The organism is Lachnoclostridium sp. An196 (assembly GCF_002160135.1).
Lineage (GTDB): Bacteria > Bacillota > Clostridia > Lachnospirales > Lachnospiraceae > Hominiventricola > Hominiventricola avistercoris.
This window is the reverse complement of the sequence record NZ_NFJZ01000008.1, coordinates 104,827-126,503: the sequence shown is the minus strand read 5'-3', so window position 1 is coordinate 126,503 and position 21,677 is coordinate 104,827. Positions and strand designations below refer to the sequence as shown.

The 21,677-nt window shown below is 50.2% G+C and carries 32 protein-coding genes and 1 pseudogene; 10 read left to right on the top strand and 23 right to left on the bottom strand.

Translation table 11 applies throughout. The annotated features are described in order from the left end of the window. Positions 1 to 10: 10 nt before the first annotated feature. From B5F29_RS10705 to B5F29_RS10600, 22 genes are read right to left on the bottom strand one after another with little or no spacing between them, the layout of a single operon-like run. The gene (locus tag B5F29_RS10705) at positions 11 to 1,492 is read right to left on the bottom strand and encodes a hypothetical protein (protein WP_087154625.1); all 1,482 of its coding nucleotides are present in this window, start codon (positions 1,490 to 1,492) and stop codon (positions 11 to 13) included. 15 nt (positions 1,493 to 1,507) lie between these two features. Then, a complete protein-coding gene (locus tag B5F29_RS10700) occupies positions 1,508 to 1,744 on the bottom strand; it encodes a hypothetical protein (RefSeq protein WP_071435111.1) in 237 nt (78 codons plus the stop codon). A gap of 44 nt (positions 1,745 to 1,788) precedes the next feature. After that, entirely contained in the window at positions 1,789 to 2,244 is a 456-nt protein-coding gene (locus B5F29_RS10695) for a DUF4259 domain-containing protein (RefSeq protein WP_087154624.1), read from the bottom strand. 33 nt (positions 2,245 to 2,277) lie between these two features. Next, the gene (locus B5F29_RS10690) at positions 2,278 to 3,237 is read right to left on the bottom strand and encodes an NTF2 fold immunity protein (protein ID WP_087154623.1); all 960 of its coding nucleotides are present in this window, start codon (positions 3,235 to 3,237) and stop codon (positions 2,278 to 2,280) included. Between the two features lie 14 nt (positions 3,238 to 3,251). Then, complete coding sequence (locus B5F29_RS10685; RefSeq protein WP_330397588.1) at positions 3,252 to 3,983, bottom strand: DUF4241 domain-containing protein; 732 nt, start codon at positions 3,981 to 3,983, stop codon at positions 3,252 to 3,254. A 36-nt stretch (positions 3,984 to 4,019) separates the two neighbouring features. Next, entirely contained in the window at positions 4,020 to 4,367 is a 348-nt protein-coding gene (locus B5F29_RS10680) for a hypothetical protein (protein ID WP_087154621.1), read from the bottom strand. A gap of 5 nt (positions 4,368 to 4,372) precedes the next feature. Then, complete coding sequence (locus B5F29_RS10675) at positions 4,373 to 4,699, bottom strand: DUF5713 family protein (protein ID WP_087154620.1); 327 nt, start codon at positions 4,697 to 4,699, stop codon at positions 4,373 to 4,375. Between the two features lie 16 nt (positions 4,700 to 4,715). Beyond that, positions 4,716 to 5,261 (bottom strand): hypothetical protein, encoded by a 546-nt coding sequence (locus tag B5F29_RS10670; RefSeq protein ID WP_087154619.1) that lies wholly within the window; start codon positions 5,259 to 5,261, stop codon positions 4,716 to 4,718. A gap of 36 nt (positions 5,262 to 5,297) precedes the next feature. Then, a complete protein-coding gene (locus B5F29_RS10665) occupies positions 5,298 to 5,852 on the bottom strand; it encodes an SUKH-3 domain-containing protein (RefSeq protein ID WP_087154618.1) in 555 nt (184 codons plus the stop codon). Positions 5,853 to 5,863: 11 nt separating this feature from the next. Next, on the bottom strand, positions 5,864 to 6,367 hold the full coding sequence (locus B5F29_RS10660) for a DUF2004 domain-containing protein (RefSeq protein WP_087154617.1): 504 nt from the start codon (positions 6,365 to 6,367) through the stop codon (positions 5,864 to 5,866). A gap of 12 nt (positions 6,368 to 6,379) precedes the next feature. Continuing rightward, on the bottom strand, positions 6,380 to 7,000 hold the full coding sequence (locus B5F29_RS10655) for a hypothetical protein (protein WP_087154616.1): 621 nt from the start codon (positions 6,998 to 7,000) through the stop codon (positions 6,380 to 6,382). Between the two features lie 11 nt (positions 7,001 to 7,011). Further along, entirely contained in the window at positions 7,012 to 7,497 is a 486-nt protein-coding gene (locus tag B5F29_RS10650; RefSeq protein ID WP_087154615.1) for an SMI1/KNR4 family protein, read from the bottom strand. Positions 7,498 to 7,507: 10 nt separating this feature from the next. Further along, positions 7,508 to 8,473, bottom strand: coding sequence for an ankyrin repeat domain-containing protein (locus B5F29_RS10645; protein WP_087154680.1), 966 nt, complete (start codon positions 8,471 to 8,473; stop codon positions 7,508 to 7,510). Positions 8,474 to 8,489: 16 nt separating this feature from the next. Further along, the gene (locus tag B5F29_RS10640) at positions 8,490 to 9,077 is read right to left on the bottom strand and encodes a hypothetical protein (protein ID WP_087154614.1); all 588 of its coding nucleotides are present in this window, start codon (positions 9,075 to 9,077) and stop codon (positions 8,490 to 8,492) included. Positions 9,078 to 9,114: 37 nt separating this feature from the next. Continuing rightward, positions 9,115 to 9,756 (bottom strand): hypothetical protein, encoded by a 642-nt coding sequence (locus B5F29_RS10635; protein WP_087154613.1) that lies wholly within the window; start codon positions 9,754 to 9,756, stop codon positions 9,115 to 9,117. Further along, a complete protein-coding gene (locus tag B5F29_RS10630; RefSeq protein ID WP_087154612.1) occupies positions 9,753 to 10,142 on the bottom strand; it encodes a hypothetical protein in 390 nt (129 codons plus the stop codon). The genes B5F29_RS10635 and B5F29_RS10630 overlap by 4 nt, the downstream gene beginning before the upstream one ends. A gap of 5 nt (positions 10,143 to 10,147) precedes the next feature. Beyond that, positions 10,148 to 10,351 (bottom strand): hypothetical protein, encoded by a 204-nt coding sequence (locus B5F29_RS10625; protein WP_087154611.1) that lies wholly within the window; start codon positions 10,349 to 10,351, stop codon positions 10,148 to 10,150. Positions 10,352 to 10,392: 41 nt separating this feature from the next. Further along, entirely contained in the window at positions 10,393 to 10,932 is a 540-nt protein-coding gene (locus B5F29_RS10620) for a hypothetical protein (protein WP_087154610.1), read from the bottom strand. 13 nt (positions 10,933 to 10,945) lie between these two features. Further along, positions 10,946 to 11,170, bottom strand: coding sequence for an Imm17 family immunity protein (locus tag B5F29_RS10615; protein ID WP_087154609.1), 225 nt, complete (start codon positions 11,168 to 11,170; stop codon positions 10,946 to 10,948). An 18-nt stretch (positions 11,171 to 11,188) separates the two neighbouring features. Further along, positions 11,189 to 12,031, bottom strand: a complete 843-nt coding sequence (locus B5F29_RS10610; protein ID WP_087154608.1) for a DUF2262 domain-containing protein — start codon at positions 12,029 to 12,031, stop codon at positions 11,189 to 11,191. Positions 12,032 to 12,064: 33 nt separating this feature from the next. Further along, complete coding sequence (locus B5F29_RS10605; RefSeq protein WP_087154607.1) at positions 12,065 to 13,180, bottom strand: hypothetical protein; 1,116 nt, start codon at positions 13,178 to 13,180, stop codon at positions 12,065 to 12,067. Continuing rightward, positions 13,164 to 13,367, bottom strand: a complete 204-nt coding sequence (locus B5F29_RS10600; RefSeq protein WP_087154606.1) for a hypothetical protein — start codon at positions 13,365 to 13,367, stop codon at positions 13,164 to 13,166. Before B5F29_RS10600 ends, B5F29_RS10605 begins: the two co-directional genes overlap by 17 nt. Before the next feature lie 503 nt (positions 13,368 to 13,870). On the opposite strand from B5F29_RS10600, the gene B5F29_RS10595 reads away from it, so the two are divergent. From B5F29_RS10595 to B5F29_RS10580, 4 genes and pseudogenes are all read left to right on the top strand, one after another. Then, positions 13,871 to 15,085 carry an ATP-binding protein gene (locus B5F29_RS10595; protein ID WP_087154605.1) on the top strand — a complete coding sequence of 405 codons (1,215 nt, stop codon included), beginning with the start codon at positions 13,871 to 13,873 and terminating at the stop codon, positions 15,083 to 15,085. Positions 15,086 to 15,299: 214 nt separating this feature from the next. Next, positions 15,300 to 15,521 (top strand): annotated as a pseudogene (locus B5F29_RS10590) (ATPase); the annotation flags it as partial. A gap of 399 nt (positions 15,522 to 15,920) precedes the next feature. After that, positions 15,921 to 16,142 carry a type II toxin-antitoxin system Phd/YefM family antitoxin gene (locus B5F29_RS10585; protein ID WP_087154604.1) on the top strand — a complete coding sequence of 74 codons (222 nt, stop codon included), beginning with the start codon at positions 15,921 to 15,923 and terminating at the stop codon, positions 16,140 to 16,142. Next, positions 16,139 to 16,546 carry a PIN domain-containing protein gene (locus B5F29_RS10580; RefSeq protein WP_087154603.1) on the top strand — a complete coding sequence of 136 codons (408 nt, stop codon included), beginning with the start codon at positions 16,139 to 16,141 and terminating at the stop codon, positions 16,544 to 16,546. Before B5F29_RS10585 ends, B5F29_RS10580 begins: the two co-directional genes overlap by 4 nt. Positions 16,547 to 16,655: 109 nt before the next feature. Here the strand turns inward: B5F29_RS10580 and B5F29_RS10575 are convergent, their stop codons facing one another. Continuing rightward, positions 16,656 to 16,808: a hypothetical protein gene (locus B5F29_RS10575; protein ID WP_206414206.1), complete on the bottom strand. Its 153-nt coding sequence runs from the start codon at positions 16,806 to 16,808 to the stop codon at positions 16,656 to 16,658. A gap of 371 nt (positions 16,809 to 17,179) precedes the next feature. Here B5F29_RS10575 and B5F29_RS10570 point away from each other — a divergent pair, with 371 nt between their 5' ends. From B5F29_RS10570 to B5F29_RS10545, 6 genes are all read left to right on the top strand, one after another. After that, the gene (locus tag B5F29_RS10570; protein ID WP_087154602.1) at positions 17,180 to 17,725 is read left to right on the top strand and encodes a hypothetical protein; all 546 of its coding nucleotides are present in this window, start codon (positions 17,180 to 17,182) and stop codon (positions 17,723 to 17,725) included. Positions 17,726 to 17,734: 9 nt separating this feature from the next. Then, positions 17,735 to 18,265, top strand: a complete 531-nt coding sequence (locus tag B5F29_RS10565) for a dihydrofolate reductase family protein (RefSeq protein ID WP_087154601.1) — start codon at positions 17,735 to 17,737, stop codon at positions 18,263 to 18,265. Between the two features lie 85 nt (positions 18,266 to 18,350). After that, positions 18,351 to 18,812, top strand: a complete 462-nt coding sequence (locus tag B5F29_RS10560) for a YunG family protein (RefSeq protein WP_087154600.1) — start codon at positions 18,351 to 18,353, stop codon at positions 18,810 to 18,812. Between the two features lie 7 nt (positions 18,813 to 18,819). Further along, on the top strand, positions 18,820 to 19,422 hold the full coding sequence (locus B5F29_RS10555) for a DUF4317 family protein (protein WP_087154599.1): 603 nt from the start codon (positions 18,820 to 18,822) through the stop codon (positions 19,420 to 19,422). Between the two features lie 496 nt (positions 19,423 to 19,918). Continuing rightward, entirely contained in the window at positions 19,919 to 20,590 is a 672-nt protein-coding gene (locus B5F29_RS10550; protein WP_191398523.1) for a YczE/YyaS/YitT family protein, read from the top strand. Positions 20,591 to 20,814: 224 nt separating this feature from the next. Next, positions 20,815 to 21,654: a carbohydrate ABC transporter permease gene (locus B5F29_RS10545; RefSeq protein ID WP_087154598.1), complete on the top strand. Its 840-nt coding sequence runs from the start codon at positions 20,815 to 20,817 to the stop codon at positions 21,652 to 21,654. The last annotated feature ends 23 nt before the right edge of the window (positions 21,655 to 21,677 follow it).

Genomic DNA, 21,677 nt, shown 5'->3' with positions numbered 1-21,677 from the left:
GATGCCCCTTTCAAAAATCTCGCACATGATCAAAGTGTTCAATTAGGGCATCTTTCTGGAGCATATCGCCCGGCAGGGCATCCAGAATACCCCGCAGGGCCATGTAAATTTCATCCCGCTCCTCGGTTTCGATAAAGCCCATCTTGTTGAAGGTCTGAGTGTAGGCTGCCACCGCCTCCAGTGCCTGGGCCTGGGCGTCCTCGCCCGGTTCAGCGGCCAGCTTCATCAACTGGGAACGGGTCTTGCGGTATTGATTGGCTGCCTTTTTCGCAGCGGAGGTGGGAATATGCTCCGCACCGTCCCAGCCTCGGAATGGATTGTCCAGGTTTTGCGCCAGCCACTCCGGTTTCCGGGGCTTGGTGATCCGCAGATCCATTCCCGGCTTGCTTTTCCAGAGCTGCTTTGCCGCTTTTGCCGCCGTCTCCGGCAGGCTGGTCATCCAGAACCAGCGAAGCTCCGGCATCTGCTCCGGGGTGGGGATGTCAGCTGCGCCGAAGCCGAACAGGTCAAAGGTGGAGAGATTCGTCAGTTCCCGGAACCCTCGCACGGCGGAGAAGTTCCCCAGGTTTCCCGGCGCGCCCCAGAGCCTCAGTTCCTTCAGGTGGGGATGGACAGCGGCCAGTCCGGTCAAATCAAAGTCCTTCAGCTCGATGCCATGCAGCCCTCGTAGGTTCGGCAGTTCCGTGTGCGGGCGGTATTCCCCGATAAATTGGAGGGTCAAACCGCTGCCATCTTCGGGGGCATGGATGGCACAGGCGTCCGCCCCCTTGTTCTGGAACAGGAGCAGCTCCGTTCCCTCACACAGCCACAGTTCCTCCAGCCCAGTCATGTCCAGCATCAGCTTTCTGATGCTGGTGCCCCGCAGATCAAGTGTCCTCTGACCGTGGCTGAGCAAAGTCACTTCATCAACAAAGGGGTTTTCCCGCAAAAACTCCAGCAGATCCGGGTGCCACCGCTCGCAGATAAGGGTGGAGAGGCAAGGTAGCGCCTTTAGTTCCAGCGCCGAATCGAATGGTTCGTACTGGTCCGTCACACGATGGCTGCTGACCTTCACCGGGATACCGCCGATTTCCGTTTGCTCGTCACTCTCCATGGCCTCCTTGAAGGCCCGCCGCCGCTCCTCCGGGATGGCCTGCCACCGGATCTGGAGATACACATCATAGCCGTCGTTCCAGCCGCCGTAGGAGCGGCAGGGCTCATCGGTGAAGGGGGGCAGTGTGCCCACAAGCGTGTACTGGGGCGGGACTTCCACCGGCACCCGCAGCAGGTGGAGCTCCCGGGGCCAGTACATGAAGTCCTTGTAGAGCGGGCGGAGATGGGGCAGTTCCTCCGCAGTCAGAGGGGCGTCGCCTGTCCAGTCCAGGGAGAGGACCACCGCCCAGGGCTCCTTGCTCACCGAGTCCGGCGGCGCGATATAGGCCACCTGGCAGGCGGTGTAGCGTTTCAGATATTGGTTGTAGACCGTATAGACCTCTCCGGCGGTGGCTTTCATGGCGCTACGCTCCTCTCATCCGTTCTTTTCCAGATAGAATCCCCATACACAGTTGGAGAACTCCCCGGCGGCAAAGCGGTGGATCTGCCCGTCAATCTCCACCTGCCAGACCTCGAAGGTATGGTCTTGGTGATAGATCGGGTCTTGGACTTTTACTCGCTTGCCGGTGGTTTGCCAGTCGTAGTTAAAGATGTTCACACCGAACAATTTGCATTGACCGTCTGGGCCAAAGGTTTCATATTCCCATGCCATGTGATGCCTCACAATTCAACGCACTTACCTACAAAGCAACAATTTTATTCCTGCTGCAAGAGTTCTATCAAAGAATCCAAATGCTTATCCCACGATTCCCAGTTATTACTTTCTTTCCAAAGTTCTACGATTTCTCTTTCGCCATCTTCATCAGGAACTTGATTTTTAATACTCCTCAATCGCCTAAGAAGGTCTTTTCGAGCAGTAGCTGAAGCTGAGAAATTCGTTATTGCTGACCAAACATTAGAATCCTCATCATCGTAGTTTAGCTTTCCTGTTTCCCGCCATTCAGAATAAAGTTCTGCGAGAGCGATGGCGGTATTATCATAGAGAAAGTCAATTTCGCTCACTGTTTCTCCAAGAAAACCTTCCTCTTTCAGAAAGCCGATCAATCCACCTAAAGTCAGTTTCTTATGTTTGGGTAAATAATCTGTTTTCAAAAGGGAAATTAGGTCTAAGCCATTATCACTTTCCAATGCTTTTACACCCCATGAACCCATCTTCCTGTACCTCCAATCTGATTCTCATGAACTTCACAATCCCGTGCGCTGCCAGCCGGCCAGCCGCTCCTGCACCGCGTCGATTCTCCAGCCTTCGCCCACCCGTTTCATGAGAAAGCGGCGGTCAAAGCCGGTGTTTTTCTCCCTGGTGTAGATGTAGAGCTTGTTCTTGGTGATCTGCTCCGCGTCAAGGAATTCTTCCCCGTTGTAGGTGCCCTGGGCGCTGTACGAGAGGCCCAGAGGCCGGTAGCCCGGACGGGGCTTTTCGCTCACATACTTTTCCCAGATCGCCAGCAGGCGGGGCACAGCCTGAGCGTCCTCAAATCCGGCCTGCTCCATATACCGCTCCCATTCCGTCATCTCGGCAAAGAAGGCGGACAGCACTCTGCGGCATTCCGCCGCAGCCTGCCCATCCAGCTGGATGGGCTTTTTGGCCTTTTCACGCTGGAGCTGGGAGAAGTGTTCCATCTGCTCCTGGGAAAACTGCACATGGGCCACCGGCTCGATGCGGTTGTTGCCAGCGATGGCCAGCAGGCCCTCATAGGTAACGGCGGTATGGTCGATCTGGATGTGGGAGAGCCTGGGGATGGAGGCTGCCTGAAGCAGTCCGGCGTCATCCAGCCCGGTGCGGTTGAGGGTCAGCAGGTCTATTTTACACTCCCGCAGGGCGGACAGACCGTTACCGTTAATTCCGGCGTTGCCGTCCAGCAGCAGATAGCGCAGCTTGGGCATGGCGGAAAAGATGGGGAAGCAGGCGTCGGTGAGAGCCCCGTCCTCCACGCCGAAGTTGGCCATGCTTTTGTGTCCGGCGAAGGGGGCAAGCAGTTCATCCGTCACCGGATAGCCCTTCACATGAAAGCCCACCAGGGCGTAGCCGGCCAGCCGCTCCATGATCTCTGCGGTCAGCTCCGGGATTTCCAATTGCTTCTCTCTATCTAAGGCCAGGACACCGTTTTCCCAATCCGCTGTCCGCGCCCGTCTCGGCCATTCCATCGCTGTTTACCTCCTTACGCCTGCTCCTTGTAGCTGGCTTCAATGTCGATGAAGCGCACATACACGGCGCAGATTTCACCCTTTGCGTCGTAGCCGAAGTAGACCGGATAGTAGCCGTCCCCCCAGCCGGAGGCGAAGATGGGCAGATTGCAGTCTGTGTCCGGCACCGTCCAGTTGAGCCAGTCGCCGTAGCTGCTCTGATACTTGGGATTGGCTTTGGCGTTTTCCTCCAGAAGATCGCAGAACAGGTCGTTGTAGGGGTCGATGTCCGGGTCTTCCTCCAGCCGCTTGGCCCAGTATGTCTGAAAAGCCGCCTGAGTCTGGATGTCCGCAACGCAGCCCATCCCGGCGTCTACGCCAAATCCAAAATACTCGTCCTCGCCCAGTTCCTCGTCCAGATCCTCTTTGCCGGTCATGCCCAGCTCATAGCGGACAGGCTTTTCCCCGCTGACCTCCACCTTGACACAGGCGTAGCGGTCGCCGTATTTCTCACTGGGCACCACACAGATCTTCACGGGATAAGTCCCCGCGGGGATCGTCTGAATAAAGGGCGGTGTATCCTCCAGCTCCACCAGCGGATCGCAGGCAAAGATGGTTCCGGTGGGGAAATGGACGGACCCAATGTCCAGCACATCCACACCCATATTCCCAATCACTTTCTCTGTGAAATGCGCATCCAGGTCCGTTTTGCAGGCCAGTTTGTCCTTAACGGATTCATATTTGTTCAGCCATTCTGTTGTCGGCATACTCGTTTTCTCCTGTTGGTGTGGTTTAAGCATCGGTCAGCTCTCTACAATGCGGACCTGTTTTCCTCCAATTTCAAATTCCAGCTTTACGCCATAGCCCGCCGCCCAAGCAGGGCACTTGCTGAGCAGGGCCAGGATGCGCTCATCCGGCTCCCGGCCAAAGGTCACCCGCAAAATCACAGGCCAGCCACCATATTCCTTTTGAAATTCCTCGCTCTGGGTGTGGTTCAGATAGCCCTCCATCTTATCCAGCAGGGCCTTCTGCGTTTCCGGAGAGCCGTCAATGAAGCCATTGCAGACCAAAACCATGACCACTTCCCCTGTTTTGGTTTCCGCCAGAATGTCGATCTTATCCAGGTCGCCAAACATTTTTTTAATGGACATTGTCTTCACCAGTCCCTTTCTCGGATGGCCTCCTCCATATCAATGGGAATGCCAAACCACTTCAAAATGTAGTCCACAGTTACGCCAATGCAGTCCCGCGCCACCGTTTCGATCTCGCTGTCGTGCTCGTCAAACTCCTCCTGGAGATCATTGATGCCGCAGACCGCCTCGTCCAGCGTTTCCTGCACCACTTCGGTGTCAGTTTCACCGCTCTCCAGCAGGTCGATGACCTTCTGAAGCTCGTCTTTTACCTTGTCCACCAGGAAATCAGGATAGTAGTCGTCCTGATACATTTCGTCCAACAGTTTGTAATTGGGGTCAAAGGTTTTCATAGGAATTGCTCCTTTCTCATTCAAACATCAGGCCATAGGATTCGGTCAGGCTGCCGTCGTCCTCATGGAACACACACTGATACAGAGGCTGTCGCTGCGTCGTTTTGCGGAACCGCTCCAGAACGGGGGCCAGAGGCGCATTGGTAGGGATGCCGAGGGCATCAGCAACCCGCCGCCAGCTGTCCATATCAATATCTTCCAAGTTGATATTACGCTGCCTCTGCCCGTATTCCTCCAGTGTTTTGGCATCCGCATATTGCTTCGCGTCACAGTAATCCTGCCAGCAGACGCAGCTCACGATCAGGGAAAAGAGGTCGTCCATGCTCTCGGCCAAGCGGCCCGCCTCTCCCTCGCTGCTGTAATAGCCGATGGAGCCGTCCTCCAGCAGGTGGTATTCCCCGCCGGAGCCGTCTCTGGCAAAGGCCATACCGGGCAGGGAGAAGGTGCATCGGCCTTCCGCCTCATCCCGCTCTGTCAGTTCATCCAGAAGGAAAAAGTCAAACAAAACATCAAATTCCTTTGCCAGATCCGGGTTTTCCCGCAGTTTCTTCAAATAATCCATCGCCGTTTTCCTCCATTTCCAGTTGCAATTACTTTCTTATGACTTTCCGTCCAGTGCCTCCACGGTTTTCATGGCGGCGGAATCGAATTTACACTGCCCCAGCTCCCGCTCGATCAGGGCAAACACATCCGGAAAGCACTCAATCTCATCCTGATACTCATATTTCGCATACAGTTTCCCGTGCTCGGAAATCCAGACCTCCGCTGGGTAGTAGTAGCCGATGTGTCCAATGGGCTGGCACCTCTGGCCGGCCGCCCGCTCGATCTCCACCAACTCACAGCCGGACATATCCCGGAAATAGGCATCTTCCAAATGGTTCTTGATTCCGTTGATGAGGTATGGAAACAGCGCGAATTCAAAGTCGGCCGCCCAACTCAGCTTTTTCTGCGCCAGGTACCACTGACAGCACAGACCGAAATATTTCCGGTAAAACCGCTGGGTGGCCTTCATCATGGGCACGCCGTGGTCGGCGTAATACCGCTCCGCGAGGGAGATGTCCACGCTTCGCCCCTCGTGCCACCCGGCGTACTCCATCAGCTGTTTGACCTTGCTTTTTAGTTCACCGGAAATGGGGATGCGTTCTTTGATCATGGGGTGCCTCCTCAGCTCTCATGGGTGATACAGAAAATCTCCTGGTTCAAATCAAAGTAAACCACCATCAGCTCGTCGGTGATCTTCGGGTTGAAGGACAGATCCAGGATGAAAACTTGCTGGTTCATCTCGCTATCCACCAGGCTGCCGAACCGCTTGAGCCGCAGAAAGTCCACCATCTCGGCAAAGGACAGCTTGGCCGGGTCGTTCCCCGGAAAGAGCTCCGCCGCAATCTCAGGGGGCACCTCATCCCGGTGGAACTGCATGAAGTAAGTCACGATGCCGTGATAGGGGTTACCCTTATCCGCCAGCGCCGCTTGGATGGCGGCCTTGGCCTTTTCCGCCAGTTTCTCCGCCTCATCCAGCATTTTCCCCACCGCATCCATGGCGGCGGGATCAGCCGTCAGTTCTTCCTCTACATCGAAAATAAAGGATAGTCCTGATTCCTCGGGAAAGGTGAAGATCTCCTCGCCGGGCGTGTATTCAAAATCAATGCGTTTACAACTTAATTTCATCTCTGCGCCTCCTTATCCCGTGATCTGGCTGCAGTACTCCTTCTCCAGCGCGGTGTACCACCGTTTCAGCATGGTTTCCAAACTGGTTTTCCCGCCGCGGTCTGTAAAAACAAGGAACTTTTGCAGTAGTCTGGGGAACAGAACTTTGCCCGCTTCTGTCAGGTCCTGGTTGAGATAGACCATCCGAATGATCCGGTCCCGCCGGTCCAGCGGGTTCTTTTTCAGCAGCTCCTTTTCAAAGCAGAACCGCAGGAACACCACATTCTCGTCGTAGAAGTCCTCCATCACAGCCGCGCCAATGCTGGTGTAGGTGATGTCGTACACCAACCGGCTCCAGTCGAATTTCTCGGTATAGAGCAGTTTCAGCGCCTGCGCCCAGTGCTCCTCCGGGATCACCAGCATCCGGTGCTGGGCGGCGCTGGAGTAGCCGCGATAGACCGGCTCCGGGTGTCCCAGCAGGTCGCTCACACTGTCGGCATAGACAAAGCACAGCTCCTCATCAAACAGGCCGCCGATAAAGTTGCCATTGCAGTACAGCATATAATTCTTGGACTTGGCCGGAGAAAAGGAGAGGTTATATTCCTGGGAGTCCAGGCTTTTATGTACCTTGTTCAGAAAGTCTATTGATGTCATAACTGTGCTCCTTATTCCAAATCCAACACGCCATTGCAAAGCATTTGCAGAAAATCTCGAAAAGAAGAGGCAACCTCCGTTGTTTCCTCAAACTCCGGTTCTTCTCCGGTGACAATGGTTCCATCTTTCAGGCAGAGGGCATAGTAGGAATATCCATCTTTCAGTGACAAGCAGATAGGCAGATGGTCGTTCCAGAATGATTTGATTTCCGCTGTCCAGCTGTTGTCTCCTTCGGCGGCATCCAAACTCATTTTTTCAAACTCGTTCCAGTCAAATCCGTTTTCTCCCTGTGGAGCAAAGTCATCCGGGCAAAGCATCCACACGGTTTCTGCACTGTTGACACACGCTTTCATGTTTCGGAGAAAATATATATAATCTGTCGGAAGTGAATCATAACGCTGAGCAATCTCTGCTGGAATTTGATTGTTTTCCTGCATCTCGACTTTCCAACCCTGTTCTGTCAGAGATTTGGTCAGGCTTTCAAGTAATGCGTTCATCGACTTCTCCTCATTCCTCAAACTCGCCCTCGATCATTCCGTTCAGATACCGGCCGGGATCTGCGATGAAGTCATCCCATTTGGCCAGAGGGTGGAATTCCTCATGCTCAATGTCCAGATACCACAGCTTTTTGTCCCTGGGGCTCCACAGCAGCAGGTAGTCGCTGTAATTGTCCATTTGCACCATCAGAGAGAGCAGCTTTTTCCGTTTCCAGGTCATCTCCTGCACATCAATAAAGGAGTAGAGCTCCGCCCACTTCACCCATTCCTGATCCGGGAACTCCAGCCGCAGGGGGCCGGTCTTCAAGTATTCTACCAGCTTGGCGGGCAGCTTGTAGGGCATGAGCTGCCGGATCTTTTCCTGCTCGTTGTGCCATTCCTCCGGCTCCAGCGCCTTCAGGTAGTCGGCCATCTCCTGATTCTTGTTCTGAACTGCCACGGTGTAAGGCCGGTCGCCGTATTTGTCAACAATGGTGATGTCCGCCCCTTTTTCCAGAAGCAGTCGGGCAAGTTTGGTATTCCCCTCGGACACAGCGGCCCGGAATGCCTCGCCGCCGAATTTAGCGACGCTAATCCCTGCTTGCTCCAGCACGGGGATATTCTCCGGGTGTTTGCCCCAGCGCACCTCCTGGAAGGCACGCTCTTTCTGCTTCGGGCTGAGTTTTGCGGCCTGTCCAGCAAAGAGCGCCACCACCTCCGGCCCGCAGCAGCGGGCGGCGGTGAGCAGCAGGGGCTGTTCCTGGGCTAAATCGGGATCAGCCCCATGCTCCAGCAGGAAGTGGATCATGGGCACATCATTCCGAAAAACCGCGATCTCCAATGGCATCATCTTGATGTATTCGCTGAGCTGGATGGGAACATCTAAATCCAGACCGCCTTGGAGCAGCGCCTCCAGCTTGGGAGTGTCATGGTCACAGATGGCGGCAGCCGTTTCCGGGAGGGTCTCCCAGCGGCCAATATATGCAATTTGGTACATCATGCACCTACTTTCTCTATCCTACAATGGTGGTTTCCTTGACGGCCAGATTGTCGTAATCCATGGCGATCAGTTTCTCGGCGGCCTGTGGGGTACACATGAACCAAGTGCTCTCACCCCAGGCATCCAGCCTTGTGACGGTGAAGAAGTCGGTTTCGGCGGGAGTGGGATTTCTGGCGTCAAGATAGTGGTCGGAGTAGAGGTACACCAGATCCACCTCCTGTTCCGGCAGCCACTTGGCCCGGCGCACACGGGGCTTTCCGTTTTTCAGCGTCTTTTTCCTGGGGTTCTCAAACCACGCCAGCTCCTTGACCTTCAGGCCGGTGAAGGTATCCATGAGCCGCTGGGCAATCTCCCGGTGGGTAAATACCCCGCAGTTCCAAGAGCCCATCAGCCAGGTCTGGATAAAATCGCCCACCTTGCTGCCGGGAGCAGGCGGCCCATAGACGCTCTCATCCGCCCACATGACCTCCAGCTTTTCGCATTGATCCGGCCGGGGGCAGGACTGCTTGCCGCCATAACGGTACATGATATTCACATAACCGAAGTCCCTGCCGGTCCGGTCATGGCCGACGGCTTCCACTTTATAGGCGGTTATGGACATTGTGGCTTCTCCTTTCGCTTAAGTGATTCCTATAGCTTTACTTTTTCTGACAAAACTCTTTCACATAATCGTATATGCTCTTTATTCCGTCATCAGTTACTGTATTAAACAGGCCATAAGATCCATTCTCCAGTTCCTTTTCTGCAAGGAGCACTGCCTGATGGAAATTTCCTTCTGCGATTTCACACAGTACGACATTCAATCTGGCGGTCGGCGCAGTATCATGGAGAATCTCCGCTTTGAAATCGGAGACTGTGCTGCAACGGCTATGGTGTTCTTGAATGGCCTCGTTCAACCGACGAAAGGCCTCATTCATGACCATGGTTGCTGCGTCCACTGTGGGGACAGGTAGTTCCATTTCCTCGATGATATGAGCGGAAGGGGAATGTGCCGCTGTGATATGGAAACTAAATGGTTTATTCCGGGCTACCTCACCCATTTCATATACATCCCAAAAGACATTGTCAATGGCGCATGGCTTTGTGGAAACAACTGCTCTTATGGCAGTGCCACGCCGGATAGGAGGCGCAGATAGAAACACTTCATATAAGAAATCACCCAGGACCTTATAGGCGCAGTCTGAAACCACTTTGAAACCATGCTCTCTAGCAATTACTTTTAGGTTTTTGGAAATCATCTCGCTTAATTCCTTGACTGCCTTCTGCTCCTGCCGTGTCATGCTATTTCCACCTCCTGAGCCAGTACAAATCCGCACAGCCCAAGGGAGGAGTCGATGACAAACACCTGGATGTGCTCCCGGTCCATGCGCTCCCGCAGTTCCTCGATACTGCAACAGGCAGGAAAACCGTAAGAGATGGTTCCGCCCAGCAGGTCTTTGTACTGTTCAAAAAATCCGCCCACGGTGATCTCATCCATGCCAAAGAGGATGTTATCCTGGATTACGTTCTCAAACCAGTGGGCCAGCAGGCCGGTAAAGCGAACTGATACTTTCTCTCCGGCCTCGGTCTGGGTATCCATGTGCAGGGTATGGGCTTCAAAGTCAGCGCAGCAGCGCAGGACTCGGTTGTCGTGCAGACTATCAAAAGAGCAAATCAGTGTACTCACAGGGATTACTCCTCGTCCATGAGCTGCTCCTGCACCTCTTTGGGCAGATCGTTCCATAAAATGTCGTATGTAAAATCCCGAATCTCTGGGTAACACTCCCGTGCGATCTTTTCCGCCGTCTCCCGGTCCAGGTAGTGCATCTCCTGGTGGAAAAACCAGTTGAGCTTTTCCATCAGCCGATAGAGGCGAATCTGTTCTTCTTGGGTCATGAGACACCTCCTCGGTTTGTCAAAGGACAGAATGGCAGTATTTATGCCAGCTCTTCGTCCAAAATCTGAACCTTTTTTCCTTTTTCGTTCACATAGTAAAGGGAAATCCAGTCAAGGCCATCCCGCTTGATCTGCTCCCAGGGTATCCACTCGCCGTTAATCAGCTTCACGTTACCGCATTCATCCATCTCATACATGTCTTTTTCGTCTTCATAGTCGATGTCGTAGCCCAGCTTCAGCACCAGCTTGGAGGCGGGAATAGGATACTGTTTGAGAGGGCGGTGTTCGAGAGCTTCCGAATCGTGTTCATCGCAGAACATATTGTCATATCCGTGCCGTCCACCGTCGAAGATGACGAACTCCTCGCCGGTCTCCGGGTCACGGGCAACCACCAATCCAGGAGCATCATTATCATCTACCATGTAGGGCTGAGACTCTCCCTTCACCGTGAGCAGGTCTCCATAATACCAAACCTCCAGCAGTTCATTGCCGGTGGTGGAACAGAGTGTCACGGTAGGCATGCGCTTCTCTGTCCACTCTTTTACATGGCCGATGAGCCAGGTAGGATATTTTTCACTCATCGTTTCGTCCTCCTTACATTACCCAAGACATGATGCTAGTGACGATCAGCACGATTCCCAGCAGGAAGAAGATCACCCGCCGGGAGCCACGGCCATAGCGGTGGGAATCCGGTTTGCCGGTAGGGTCACAGAGCCAGTTCCAGTTCATGATGGCTCCAATCAGCAGGACAGCACCGATGATCAGGGTCACCCAATTCCAATGCTCCTGCAGAAAAGCTGTGATTTGTTCGCCGTTCATTTAGGGTTCCTCCTCACCTTATCCTTGTATATCAGCGTCAACGGGGCCTTTTTTCAGTGTCCCATCCACAGTGATCACATGGCCCCAGAACATATCGTCGTCCTCATACCAGGCGGTAAATCGTCCGCCAGGAGATACTGTAAACTCGGTGAGCAGGATGCGCCGGGCGAACTCATCCTCGGTGATGGGGTCTTTCTCCGGATCCCGGTCGGTCTGGTCATCGTCCGCCAGCCACTCGTTGGCCTGAGCCGTGAGCTTCTGGGCAGCCATAGTTCGCAGAGACTTATCCCAGACTTCCTGATCTGCCAGCAGTTTCTTCATCACATTGGCCACGCGGGTCCAGGACGCTTTCTTTTCAATCTCCACATCCAACGAGATCTGGACTTCTTTTCCCATCCACTTACAGGTCCCATCGAATGTGCTCATCTCACGATCCAGCGTGAGGGTTCCCAGTACTTCGTCTTTCAGAAGAATGGGCTTTGTGTATTCCGCCCAGATCTCCTCCAGCGCCGGACAGGACACACCTTCCTCCAACACTTCCGTGACATACCACTGGGGTTCACTGAGGGCGTCGCCTTTCCAGGCACGAGCTTTGATTCGGTAGATCTGGCCCTTGGAAAACAGCTTGGAATAGTCTCCGTTTTCTCGTTCATTATCCGTCAGCGGCCAGCTCAGATAGCAGCGGCCGGAGATCACCTGTCCGGTCCAGGCGTCCGCCATGGCAAGGGCATAGGTATGGGCTGTCCAAAAGGTATCCAGAAAGGTTTTGTCCGCGCTGATACCGCTCTGGATCAGTACCAGCTTTTCCTCATCTTCTGATGCGTAAAGGACAACAAAGTCTTTGATTTTTCTTTTTTTCATGGTGTCCTCCCGTAAGCACAGTTCAGACGATTTTCAGGTCTGCTGATGCTGCATGGATACGATCTGGCAGTCCGGGCAGAACTCCACATAGAGCGTCCCCTCCGCACAGTCAAACACCGTATCCCACTGGATCTGAGCCAGATACTTCATGGGCTTCCCACAGTGTGGGCAGGTCGTATATTCCGCGTCCTGTACCCAGTTGGCAAAGCCGCCGATGGTGTTCACATCCTGGCAGGCCGCACCGTAAAACAGGGGCACTGGCGCTTCGCCCAGCACAAAGGAATTTTCCGTGAGCGCCTTGTAGTCCTCGGGGCTGACATAGCAATCCGTCTTCTTCGCCCCGTCAAAGAGCTCGGAGGGAAAGACCTCCACGCCGCCATCCAGGGTAAAACTGTTAAAGGCTGGACCTTTCAAAAATCCCACACAGTTGGGGCAGCAGGTGGCAGTCAGGATACCATCCAACCCCAGAAATTTCAGCCGCTCATCCCGGCCATCCATCACCAACATATCCACCATACGCCCGCCGCAGTGAGGGCAGGTGTCCTCCCGTGCCCGGCCAATGCGAACAGGAGATTTCTCGCCAGTGGTTCCCTTGACCATAGGATAACAGGTGCCGAAGTTGAGTTGGATTTTCTGACCCTCCTTGTCGAAGGTCCAGCCTCCGATCTGCGCATAGCTGGATGGGTCTACATAGAGGCCCTTGCGCCAGGGCCGGGGATTTCGCTCCAGCTCCAGCAGAGTCTTCATTGCCTTGTCATCTCCCTGCATAGAAAGGCAACTCATCAGGTTGGCGGCATTTCGAGAGTATTCTGTTTTTAGCAGGGCAGCAACTAAAGCGTCCCGCACATCCTCTGGCGCGTGGTAGTAGAGTTCACAGGGCCAGAACACCTCTGCGACCAGTGCCGCCCGCTGGATCTCCGGGGTAATGGCATCATGGTAGCCAAGCAGCTGCCAGAAGTTGGTGAGCTCCGGGTCCTCCATATCCGCCAGCCGCTGGATGTTCTGGATCAGGTTTCTTTGCTTCTCTGCGATTTGTTCCGGCGTCCAGGCCAGCGCAGCATTTCGCTCCTGCTCGCACTCACATTTCCAGCACAAGCCCTCATAGCCCAAAGGTGTCCCACAGCCAGGGCAATTATAGTTTAGCTTCATCTTTTGCGCCTCCTGTTTTGTAATAAAAAATGCCCTGCGCCGCACTGCCACAAGGGCAGACGAACGCAGGACATAAAAAGTCCGCAAGAGAGGAGCCACATCTACCAGCTGATGTGGTTTCTTCGACAGCTAAAATGGATTTTTTATTTCTAAGAACAGTTGGTGGCTGTCCAAGGACTCTGCCCATAGCGGTGCCTCCTTTATAGCCATAACTTTATATTTTATTATATCATAAGGCGCTTGCCATTGGAAATGTTTTGTCAGTTCTGCCGATTAACTTTTTGCGAATTTGTTATTTATTTGAGATATGTAATATCAGCAGTGTCAGGGTGAATCAGGATGAATGGATCAATGGCAATCTCTCTCTTCGGTTATAGTATAGTCAATTTCATTCAGAATTTTCGTCCAAACCAAATTATTATTTTTGTTTGACAAAACTTTTGCCACAATTCATGTGATGAAAATTGGACGGCAAAAGAAAGCAGCCGATGTCCCGAATTTTATTTGTGCTTTCAATTTGATACGCTATCCTCATTTCCGTTTCATTGCGTTCCCTTTTTTATTTTACCTGTCAATCCATGTCAAAATATAAGTTTTATCGGTTATAACCGTTAAAAAAGATTCCTGTTGATTAAAATCCAGTATATCCGTGATATTATAAAAATAATCCCAGAAAGGAGGCCGATCATTATGATTAAACGGGAAACTTATATGAGCCGTATCCGTCCTTTTATCGGAAATGACCTGATAAAGGTTCTGACTGGTATTCGCCGGAGCGGAAAGTCGGTTATGCTGGACCTGATCAAAGAGGAGCTGTGCGGCTCCGGTGTGGACAGCAGCCAGTTTATTTCCATTGACTTTGAGAATATGAGCAATGCCCATCTCTGCAACGCCGTGGCGCTTCACGATGAGATCATTCGTCAGGCTTCGGAAATCAAAGGCAAAGTTTATCTTTTCTTTGATGAGATACAGGAGGTGGACGCCTGGGAAAAATGTATCAACTCCTTCCGAGTAGAATTGGACTGCGATATTTACATCACCGGTTCCAATGCTAAGCTGCTTTCCGGCGAACTGGCAACTTATCTGGCCGGACGGTATGTGGAATTTGTGGTCTATCCTTTCTCCTTTGCGGAATTTATCGAGCTGTACCGCACTGTCTACCCGAATACAGATAACCGCCAGTGCTTCAGCAAGTATCTGACTGCGGGCGGTATGCCCTATCTGTCCAACCTCCGCTATGACGAAACGGCAAGCCGCCAGTATTTGCGGGACCTGTGGGGCTCCGTGGAACTCAAAGATATCGTCAAGCGAAACAACATCCGGGATGTGGACATGCTGGAACGGATCATTGCCTATGTGACCTCCAATATCGGCACGACTTTTTTCTCCACCGCCATTTCCAAGTATCTGAAAAGCGAGGGACGGTCCGTATTGCCGGAGACAGTGTTGAGTTACATCAAGGCCTGCACCGATGCCTTTCTGTTCTACCAGGTGAAGCGGCAGGATCTACAGGGCAAGAAGATACTCACCGTAAATGAAAAATATTATGTGGCCGATCATGGTATCCGGGAAGCCGTGTTCGGAGGCAATATGAAGGATATCAATCTGGTCCTGGAAAACATCGTTTACATGGAACTTCTGCGCCGGGGCTATGCTGTTACCGTTGGCAAGATAGGAGATAAGGAGATAGATTTCGTATGTGAGGATCAGGGGAACAAGCTATATCTCCAGGTTGCTTACCTGCTTGCCTCAGAAGATACAATAGAGCGGGAATTTGGCGTCTATGACCGTGTCCGTGACAACTTTCCCAAGTACGTTATTACCCTGGATGAGTTTGACATGAGCCGCAACGGGATCAAGCACCGCAATATCCGGGACTTTCTGCTGCAGGAGGAATGGAACTGATATGCCATCCGCCCTTTCGTGCCAGGCAGAAAATGAATGAAAAATAGTCCTGAAATGCAAACAGCCGCAGGTATTTCGCCTGCGGCTGTACCAAACTTATTCTATTTCTTCTTCTGTCTCTGCCTCTATTTCTTCTGGTTCCTCCATCTCCAGCCAATCCTCAAAGGACTGCCTGGAAATACGAATCATGTTGCCAATGCGGATGATTTTGAACGGCAGAGTTTATAAAAATATGGTCTGCATTGAGCTTCTGCGCCGTGGTTACGATGCTTATGTTGGAAAGCTGTATCAAAAAGAGATTGAAAGAGAATATTCTCTGTTGTTGTAAATTCGAGATGCGTATCCGAAAATGATTATCGCACGAACCAGACATCCAAAGTACAGCTATGAAGGTATTGAAATTCACGATATCGCAGAGTGGCTGTTACAGGAATAATAATACAGCTATCTCCGTCATTCGAAGCGAAAATGACGGAGATGGCTTATCAATGAGGCAGATACCTCTGTTACATAGCAGTCGTACATTTCGGTGTATGGCTGCTTTTATTTTTCCAGGAAAGGAGCAGATGCAAATGAAATTACTGCCAGCATTTTCCGTCCGTTTTTCTGCTGAGCCGCCATCTCCCTTTTTGAAATTCAGGGTTATATACCCCACTTGAAAGCGCGATTTTTCACGCGATACTACGCGCCCGATACACATCGCTCGATTTTAGAGATTTAAATACCCCTACCCATATAGAACATTTTGTATCGTACGATTTTATGATGATATTTTCGATCGATTTGTGTATAATAACAATATACAAAGCATATCCCGAACAAAGGAGGGATTCGTATGATCGTTACTGCAACGGAATTTAAAACCAATCTCGGAAAATATCTGGAAATGGCAACGTCCCAGGATATTTTTATTACCAAGAACGGAAAAAGCATTGCCCGCCTCACAAGCCCCGCCGTCAATAAGTTGGCGCTTCTGGACGACCTCGTAGGAATCGTCCCGCAGGAGACGGCAATGGATGAAAATACCATACGAGAGGAGCGGCTGTCCAGACAATGAGAATACTGATTGATACCAATGTCATTCTGGATATTGTCCAGAAACGGGAACCATTCTTCGCCGATTCCTACCAGGCGCTCCGCAAGGCCATTGAAGCGGATGCGGAATGTCTGATCTCTGCATCCGCTGCCACGGATATTTTCTATATGCTCCGCAAGGCGTTCCAGTCCGCGCAAAAAGCAAAAGAGCGGATCGAACAGCTTTCCCAGATCGTCACCTTTGCGGACGTACAGGGCGTAGATATTCATACCGCACTCATGTGCTCCATGCCGGACTTTGAAAACGCGGTTGTTGATGCCGTAGCGGAACGAAACGGCGCAAGCTATATCCTCACAAGGAATATCAAGGACTTTGCCGGTTCCTCCGTTCCGGCGATCACGCCGACTGAATTTTTGAAAAAGTAATAGATACTGCCGCTCTTACCGGGTGGCAGTATTTTTATCCCCACCGTCCGCCTTCACGGAATTTCTCGCATAATGGATGCTCTGCTAGATACCGGTCGCGGATCTTCCATTATGCCCGCCCATACTGTCGCTTGCTGGCCGGATCGCGCTCATGCTTATTGTAGTGCACCGTAATGATCTTCTGATGTTCCTCGCAATATCGGCCCGATACCAGCCAGGGGAAACTGGGATAAGAACAGGGGCGCTTCGGCTTATAAGGCATAGCTGCCGCCTCTTTCCGGACAGAAAGAAAGCCCCCGCAGTTTGTTCTGCGAAGGCTTCTGTCTTTTTCTTTGTTGCTATTGTAATCCTACCAGATTTCCATAGTGTCTTTCTATGTCTTTTAGTGTTCTCTTTTCAATATTATAGTTTTAGTATAGCCAGAATTTTACGGGGCGTTAATGATATTTCTGGCTATACTAAATTATGATTTTTGTTGGGCGTGCGGAATTTAAAATTTCATTTTTTGAGTATATTATTCATGATGGTCACATGTTTCCAAAATTCTCATTTGATATTATAATCTAGTTAGATAAGAATACTGCTCAACCATACATTTTCGTATGAGAAAGTCAGATTATGCGAGGTAGACAAATGAAAGAAAAGATTAGATTATATGTGAATATCTTGTTGCTGATGTTTGTAATCTTAGCAGCTCTTTCTCTGTTTTTCAGCGTCAGAAATATGACGGAAATCCGTTCCATCTCTGCATACGAGGATCAGGGGGTTTATACCTTTGTACCTGTGGAAGTATTTCCTGTACAGGAGGAAAATAACGCTTCAGGGAAAATGAGGAGAAATCACCCTGTAAAAACTGTCTATGTAGTTTCTTATCAGGCATCGGATGGTTCGGGATATGAATACGATTATGAGGCTGGTTCTGTTGACACGATTGCTCAGAAGATTGTGGAAGAAGGCGAGCCAATAGAGCGGAGGGTACTTTCTGCTCCGGATGAGGGCACCTATATTACGGTAGAAGAGGATGAAACGGCGGAAACTTATGTGGCAGGACAGAGAAAAAGATTTGTTTTGATTTCTATAGTTTCGGTGCTGTATCTGGCGGTCTGGGGTATGGTGAATATAATCCTTATGAAAAGAAGAAAAGGAGTTCCAGTCTCCGGACCAGGCCGGACCGGATGAGGAAAATATATGAGAAAAGTGATTTTATTTATAGCCATGAGTCTTGATGGATATATTGCAGATGAAAAAGGCGGTGTCGATTGGCTGAATGGACAGGGCGACGATGATGAAAATCTGGACACTTATTCTGAGTTTGTAAAAGGTATTGATACCATTCTGATGGGATGTAAAACTTATGAGCAGATTATCAATGAACTTTCTCCGGATAGATGGATATACAGTGATTTTACAACTTATGTGATTTCACATCGTGAGCATGCTCAGATGGAAAATGTTCATGTTACAGATCTGGCGCCCGCAGATCTGATAAAACAATTAAGGGAAAAGCCGGGAAAAGACATCTGGATCTGCGGAGGAGCAAACATTGTTCAACAGCTGATGGAAGAAGATCTGATCGACTGCTATCACATAACCGTTATCCCAACACTGCTGGGAGCGGGAATCCGGCTGTTTGAAAATGGGAGAAGTGAAAGAAAATTAAGACTGGCCGGTACGCGGTCGTATAACGGTATGGTGGAATTGGTTTATGTACGAAGATAACATAGAAATATGGAAAAAGAGTACGGTTAAAAACGGAAGCGCAAAGCGATTAGAAATCTTTTAATGAGGTGAAAGGAGTTACATTATGAAATACAATTTCTGGGGCTGGGAGCAGGCGAACATTCCGGCGGTTACGGATCGATATGAAGGGATACATACGCCGCTTGATTTATATGATGCGCTGTCACAGATCTGGTGCGCGGAAACCTGTGCGCCCAGAATGCGGCAGAACTGGACGCCGGAAAACAAGACGCTGGGGCAGTGTTCCATTACGGCGTTTCTGGCGCAGGATATTTTTGGAGGACAGGTGTACGGTGTTTTGCGTCCGGGAGGAAACTATCATTGTTATAATGTGGTAGGAGACTGCAGGTTTGATCTGACCAGCGAGCAGTTCGGAGATGAAAAACTGGTTTATGAAGGCAATCCGGAGCAGTTTCGGGAGGTACATTTTGCAAAAGAAGAAAAACGTCTGAGATATGAATATTTGAAAAAGGAACTGGAAAAATTATGCAGAAATCAAAAGCCAAAGAGTACAGGAGAGGAATAGAAAACAGATGATTAAACGGGAAGAAATGCTGGAACTGACCAGAAGAATGACCCCGGCCCGGTCTTCCGTGCAAAGAATCGCAGGCGCGTATTTTGATGAAGAAGGCTATGTGGATGGAACGTTTAATACGCATTTTCTGAAGCTCTCCCAGGCTGAACGCGCAAAAAACCTGAATCTGGCAAAGACGATTCTGTTGTCCAAAACGAATGAACAGCTGAAGGAATTTAAAATATCTGCGGAGAAAAGAAAACCGGGAAGTATCTGGCAGATGCTGGATGGTATCCGGGAGTCCGGGCTGAAGAACGATGCCCTGCTTGATGTCCTGTATGAATTGATCGGTGAACAGTTCCATCCGGGCCATTCTTTTGCCTGTTTTCTTTTTTTCGGGCAGTACGACGTACCGGTAAAAGGCAGCGACCAGGAGTGGCAGGAGGGATCGGAAGAGGTATATACCTATCTTTTATGCGCGGTCAGTCCGCTGGTGGGCGAATATGAACCCGGGAAACCGGAGGGCGGATTTTTATATCCGGCTTTTCGGAACAGGACGGCAGATATGGAATATATAAATGTGTTTCATGAAGAGCTGTTTAAATACATTGTACATGGATAGTCATAAATTATGTACCATAGTAAATGGTATGTCTAAAAAATCCCCGTGCAGGAGATTTCCTGCAGCGGGGGTTTTTGTTGTTTCTCCACTCTTTGTATAACTCTTTAAAGAGCTTTTATAATAAACGCTTAAAGTGCATTTATCATTTTACTGCTGATGCATAATTTTATGGCATGTTATGGACAGATGCCGCTGCGGGGTATCCAGGTGAAAAAGCAAGGGGTGAAAACCGCCAGTAATGCGTGTATTGTCCGTCAGGTTCAAGCAGAATATGAAATAGAATGGAGCTGTTTTTATGACTGCAGTAAATGGAATTTTAAAAAGAATTAAGAAGCATTTTACAAACAATAACAGTTTTTTAAGATGCTTTACAAGAAAAAGATAGATGTAGATTAAAATGCAAATTATAATTTGAAATGCTGCTGACAATATATGCAGTATTTAATTATGTACGGCTTTCAGAGATTTGTCAGACTGAAGAGGGAGGAGTTTTCTAATGAAGAAGTCGGATAAGATGTTTGTCAGGCGGATGATCATGATGCTGGCCGGGATTGCATTTATTAGTTTGAGCGTAGGGCTTTATAGACTGAGCGGATTTGGCGTAGATGCGTTTACCTGTATGAATTTGGGAATCAGTGGTTATCTGAATATGCAGTTCGGAACCTGGCAGTTGATAATGAATGCGGCTATTTTGATCGTTCTTTTTTTCCAGGGAAGAGAATACATAGGAGCCGGGACGATTGTAAATATGGTATGTGTAGGATATGGGGCGGATTTGTTTTGCTGGCTGGCGCAGGATCTGGCCCGTATAGAAATGTCTCTTGTGCTGAGGATTGGCGCTTTGATTTTTGGGTGTCTGTTTGCCGGTCTGGGAGTAGCATTTTATATGGTGGCCGAAATGGGAATGTCACCTTATGACAGTGTCGCGGTTATGCTGGAAAAAATGACGCATGGAAAGATTCCGTTTCAGTACGCCAGGGTCTGCAGCGACGTTACAGTAGTCATTGTGGGAATTATATTCTGCCTGTTGTCGGGGAATTCCTTATGGACAATCGTCGGACTTGGAACGATCTGTAATGCATGTTTTAATGGTCCGGTGATCCAGTTTTTCCGGATACATGTCAGTGAACCGCTGCTGGGAATGTCCGGTATGAAAGAAAACCTTTAATAACGAATAGGAGCTGCTGCAGGCTGACATGCCGAACAGCAGTTCCTATTTTTTACCATTATTTATGATTGTTTTTATGTTTTTAATATATGTGATTTTTAATAATGTAAATTTTACTGTATTTTTACAAAAATTTACAGAAGTGTGATAGTGAAATGGTTTTCAGATATGTTAGATTAAAACGCGGTGAGCACAGCACGATTGAAAGGAGGAGTTAAAGAAGAATGAAAAAAGATGTGAAAGCCGGTACCATTGGAAAAGGGATCGGATGTGCGGTGCTTCTGTTTATATCCCTGTTTCCGATTTACTGGTTAATCGCTATGGCGATTCGTCCGACAAGCGAGATGGAAGGCAGCATCTCTTTATTTCCCCGGTCGCTGACCTTTGAGTATTTTGTTGACCTGTTTCAGAATGAAGGATTTGGACAGGCAATTCTCAACAGTGCACAGACGACTTTCGGATCGCTGGTTATTTCCCTGCTGGTAGGGATCTGTGCGGCATATGTGATCGCCAGAAAACGTTTTCGGTTCGGGATGAAACAACCCATGACCTACTGGGTTTTGCTGATACGCGTACTGCCGCCGGTGGCGTTTGTGATTCCGCTGTATATTATGTTTAATCAGATTGGCCTGATAAACACGAAAATACCGGTGCTGCTGGCATGCGTTCTGATCAATGTGCCGCTTATTATCTGGTTCCTGCTTAGTTTTTTCCAGGATCTTCCGGATGAAGTGGAAGAGAGCGCAAAGGTGGATGGAGCGACAGAGTGGCAGCTGTTCTATAAGATTGTGCTTCCGTTGGTCGCACCCGGTATCGCAGCCGTTGCAATGCTTTCCTTCATGTATGCATGGAATGAATATACTTATACCGTTATTTTTACAAGAAGCTCCATGAATAACACCGTACCTCTGGCGTTGGCGCTGCTGAATACAGAGGACAGCCTGACGAACTTCGGACTGGTAGCGGCAGGCGGAGTGATTTCTGTGATCCCGATCACGTTGTTTGTAATTTTTGCCCAGAACTATCTGATCTCCGGTCTTTCCAGCGGAGCGGTCAAAGGCTGACGGGCTGCAGACAGAAAAGATAT

Coding starts and splice junctions, on each gene's coding strand:
- B5F29_RS10705 (WP_087154625.1), bottom strand. CDS start 1,492: ATGAAAGCCACCGCCGGAGAGGTCTATACGGTCTACAACCAATATCTG.
- B5F29_RS10700 (WP_071435111.1), bottom strand. CDS start 1,744: ATGGCATGGGAATATGAAACCTTTGGCCCAGACGGTCAATGCAAATTG.
- B5F29_RS10695 (WP_087154624.1), bottom strand. CDS start 2,244: ATGGGTTCATGGGGTGTAAAAGCATTGGAAAGTGATAATGGCTTAGAC.
- B5F29_RS10690 (WP_087154623.1), bottom strand. CDS start 3,237: ATGGAATGGCCGAGACGGGCGCGGACAGCGGATTGGGAAAACGGTGTC.
- B5F29_RS10685 (WP_330397588.1), bottom strand. CDS start 3,983: ATGCCGACAACAGAATGGCTGAACAAATATGAATCCGTTAAGGACAAA.
- B5F29_RS10680 (WP_087154621.1), bottom strand. CDS start 4,367: ATGTCCATTAAAAAAATGTTTGGCGACCTGGATAAGATCGACATTCTG.
- B5F29_RS10675 (WP_087154620.1), bottom strand. CDS start 4,699: ATGAAAACCTTTGACCCCAATTACAAACTGTTGGACGAAATGTATCAG.
- B5F29_RS10670 (WP_087154619.1), bottom strand. CDS start 5,261: ATGGATTATTTGAAGAAACTGCGGGAAAACCCGGATCTGGCAAAGGAA.
- B5F29_RS10665 (WP_087154618.1), bottom strand. CDS start 5,852: ATGATCAAAGAACGCATCCCCATTTCCGGTGAACTAAAAAGCAAGGTC.
- B5F29_RS10660 (WP_087154617.1), bottom strand. CDS start 6,367: ATGAAATTAAGTTGTAAACGCATTGATTTTGAATACACGCCCGGCGAG.
- B5F29_RS10655 (WP_087154616.1), bottom strand. CDS start 7,000: ATGACATCAATAGACTTTCTGAACAAGGTACATAAAAGCCTGGACTCC.
- B5F29_RS10650 (WP_087154615.1), bottom strand. CDS start 7,497: ATGAACGCATTACTTGAAAGCCTGACCAAATCTCTGACAGAACAGGGT.
- B5F29_RS10645 (WP_087154680.1), bottom strand. CDS start 8,473: ATGTACCAAATTGCATATATTGGCCGCTGGGAGACCCTCCCGGAAACG.
- B5F29_RS10640 (WP_087154614.1), bottom strand. CDS start 9,077: ATGTCCATAACCGCCTATAAAGTGGAAGCCGTCGGCCATGACCGGACC.
- B5F29_RS10635 (WP_087154613.1), bottom strand. CDS start 9,756: ATGACACGGCAGGAGCAGAAGGCAGTCAAGGAATTAAGCGAGATGATT.
- B5F29_RS10625 (WP_087154611.1), bottom strand. CDS start 10,351: ATGACCCAAGAAGAACAGATTCGCCTCTATCGGCTGATGGAAAAGCTC.
- B5F29_RS10620 (WP_087154610.1), bottom strand. CDS start 10,932: ATGAGTGAAAAATATCCTACCTGGCTCATCGGCCATGTAAAAGAGTGG.
- B5F29_RS10615 (WP_087154609.1), bottom strand. CDS start 11,170: ATGAACGGCGAACAAATCACAGCTTTTCTGCAGGAGCATTGGAATTGG.
- B5F29_RS10610 (WP_087154608.1), bottom strand. CDS start 12,031: ATGAAAAAAAGAAAAATCAAAGACTTTGTTGTCCTTTACGCATCAGAA.
- B5F29_RS10605 (WP_087154607.1), bottom strand. CDS start 13,180: ATGAAGCTAAACTATAATTGCCCTGGCTGTGGGACACCTTTGGGCTAT.
- B5F29_RS10600 (WP_087154606.1), bottom strand. CDS start 13,367: ATGGGCAGAGTCCTTGGACAGCCACCAACTGTTCTTAGAAATAAAAAA.
- B5F29_RS10595 (WP_087154605.1), top strand. CDS start 13,871: ATGATTAAACGGGAAACTTATATGAGCCGTATCCGTCCTTTTATCGGA.
- B5F29_RS10585 (WP_087154604.1), top strand. CDS start 15,921: ATGATCGTTACTGCAACGGAATTTAAAACCAATCTCGGAAAATATCTG.
- B5F29_RS10580 (WP_087154603.1), top strand. CDS start 16,139: ATGAGAATACTGATTGATACCAATGTCATTCTGGATATTGTCCAGAAA.
- B5F29_RS10575 (WP_206414206.1), bottom strand. CDS start 16,808: ATGCCTTATAAGCCGAAGCGCCCCTGTTCTTATCCCAGTTTCCCCTGG.
- B5F29_RS10570 (WP_087154602.1), top strand. CDS start 17,180: ATGAAAGAAAAGATTAGATTATATGTGAATATCTTGTTGCTGATGTTT.
- B5F29_RS10565 (WP_087154601.1), top strand. CDS start 17,735: ATGAGAAAAGTGATTTTATTTATAGCCATGAGTCTTGATGGATATATT.
- B5F29_RS10560 (WP_087154600.1), top strand. CDS start 18,351: ATGAAATACAATTTCTGGGGCTGGGAGCAGGCGAACATTCCGGCGGTT.
- B5F29_RS10555 (WP_087154599.1), top strand. CDS start 18,820: ATGATTAAACGGGAAGAAATGCTGGAACTGACCAGAAGAATGACCCCG.
- B5F29_RS10550 (WP_191398523.1), top strand. CDS start 19,919: ATGAAGAAGTCGGATAAGATGTTTGTCAGGCGGATGATCATGATGCTG.
- B5F29_RS10545 (WP_087154598.1), top strand. CDS start 20,815: ATGAAAAAAGATGTGAAAGCCGGTACCATTGGAAAAGGGATCGGATGT.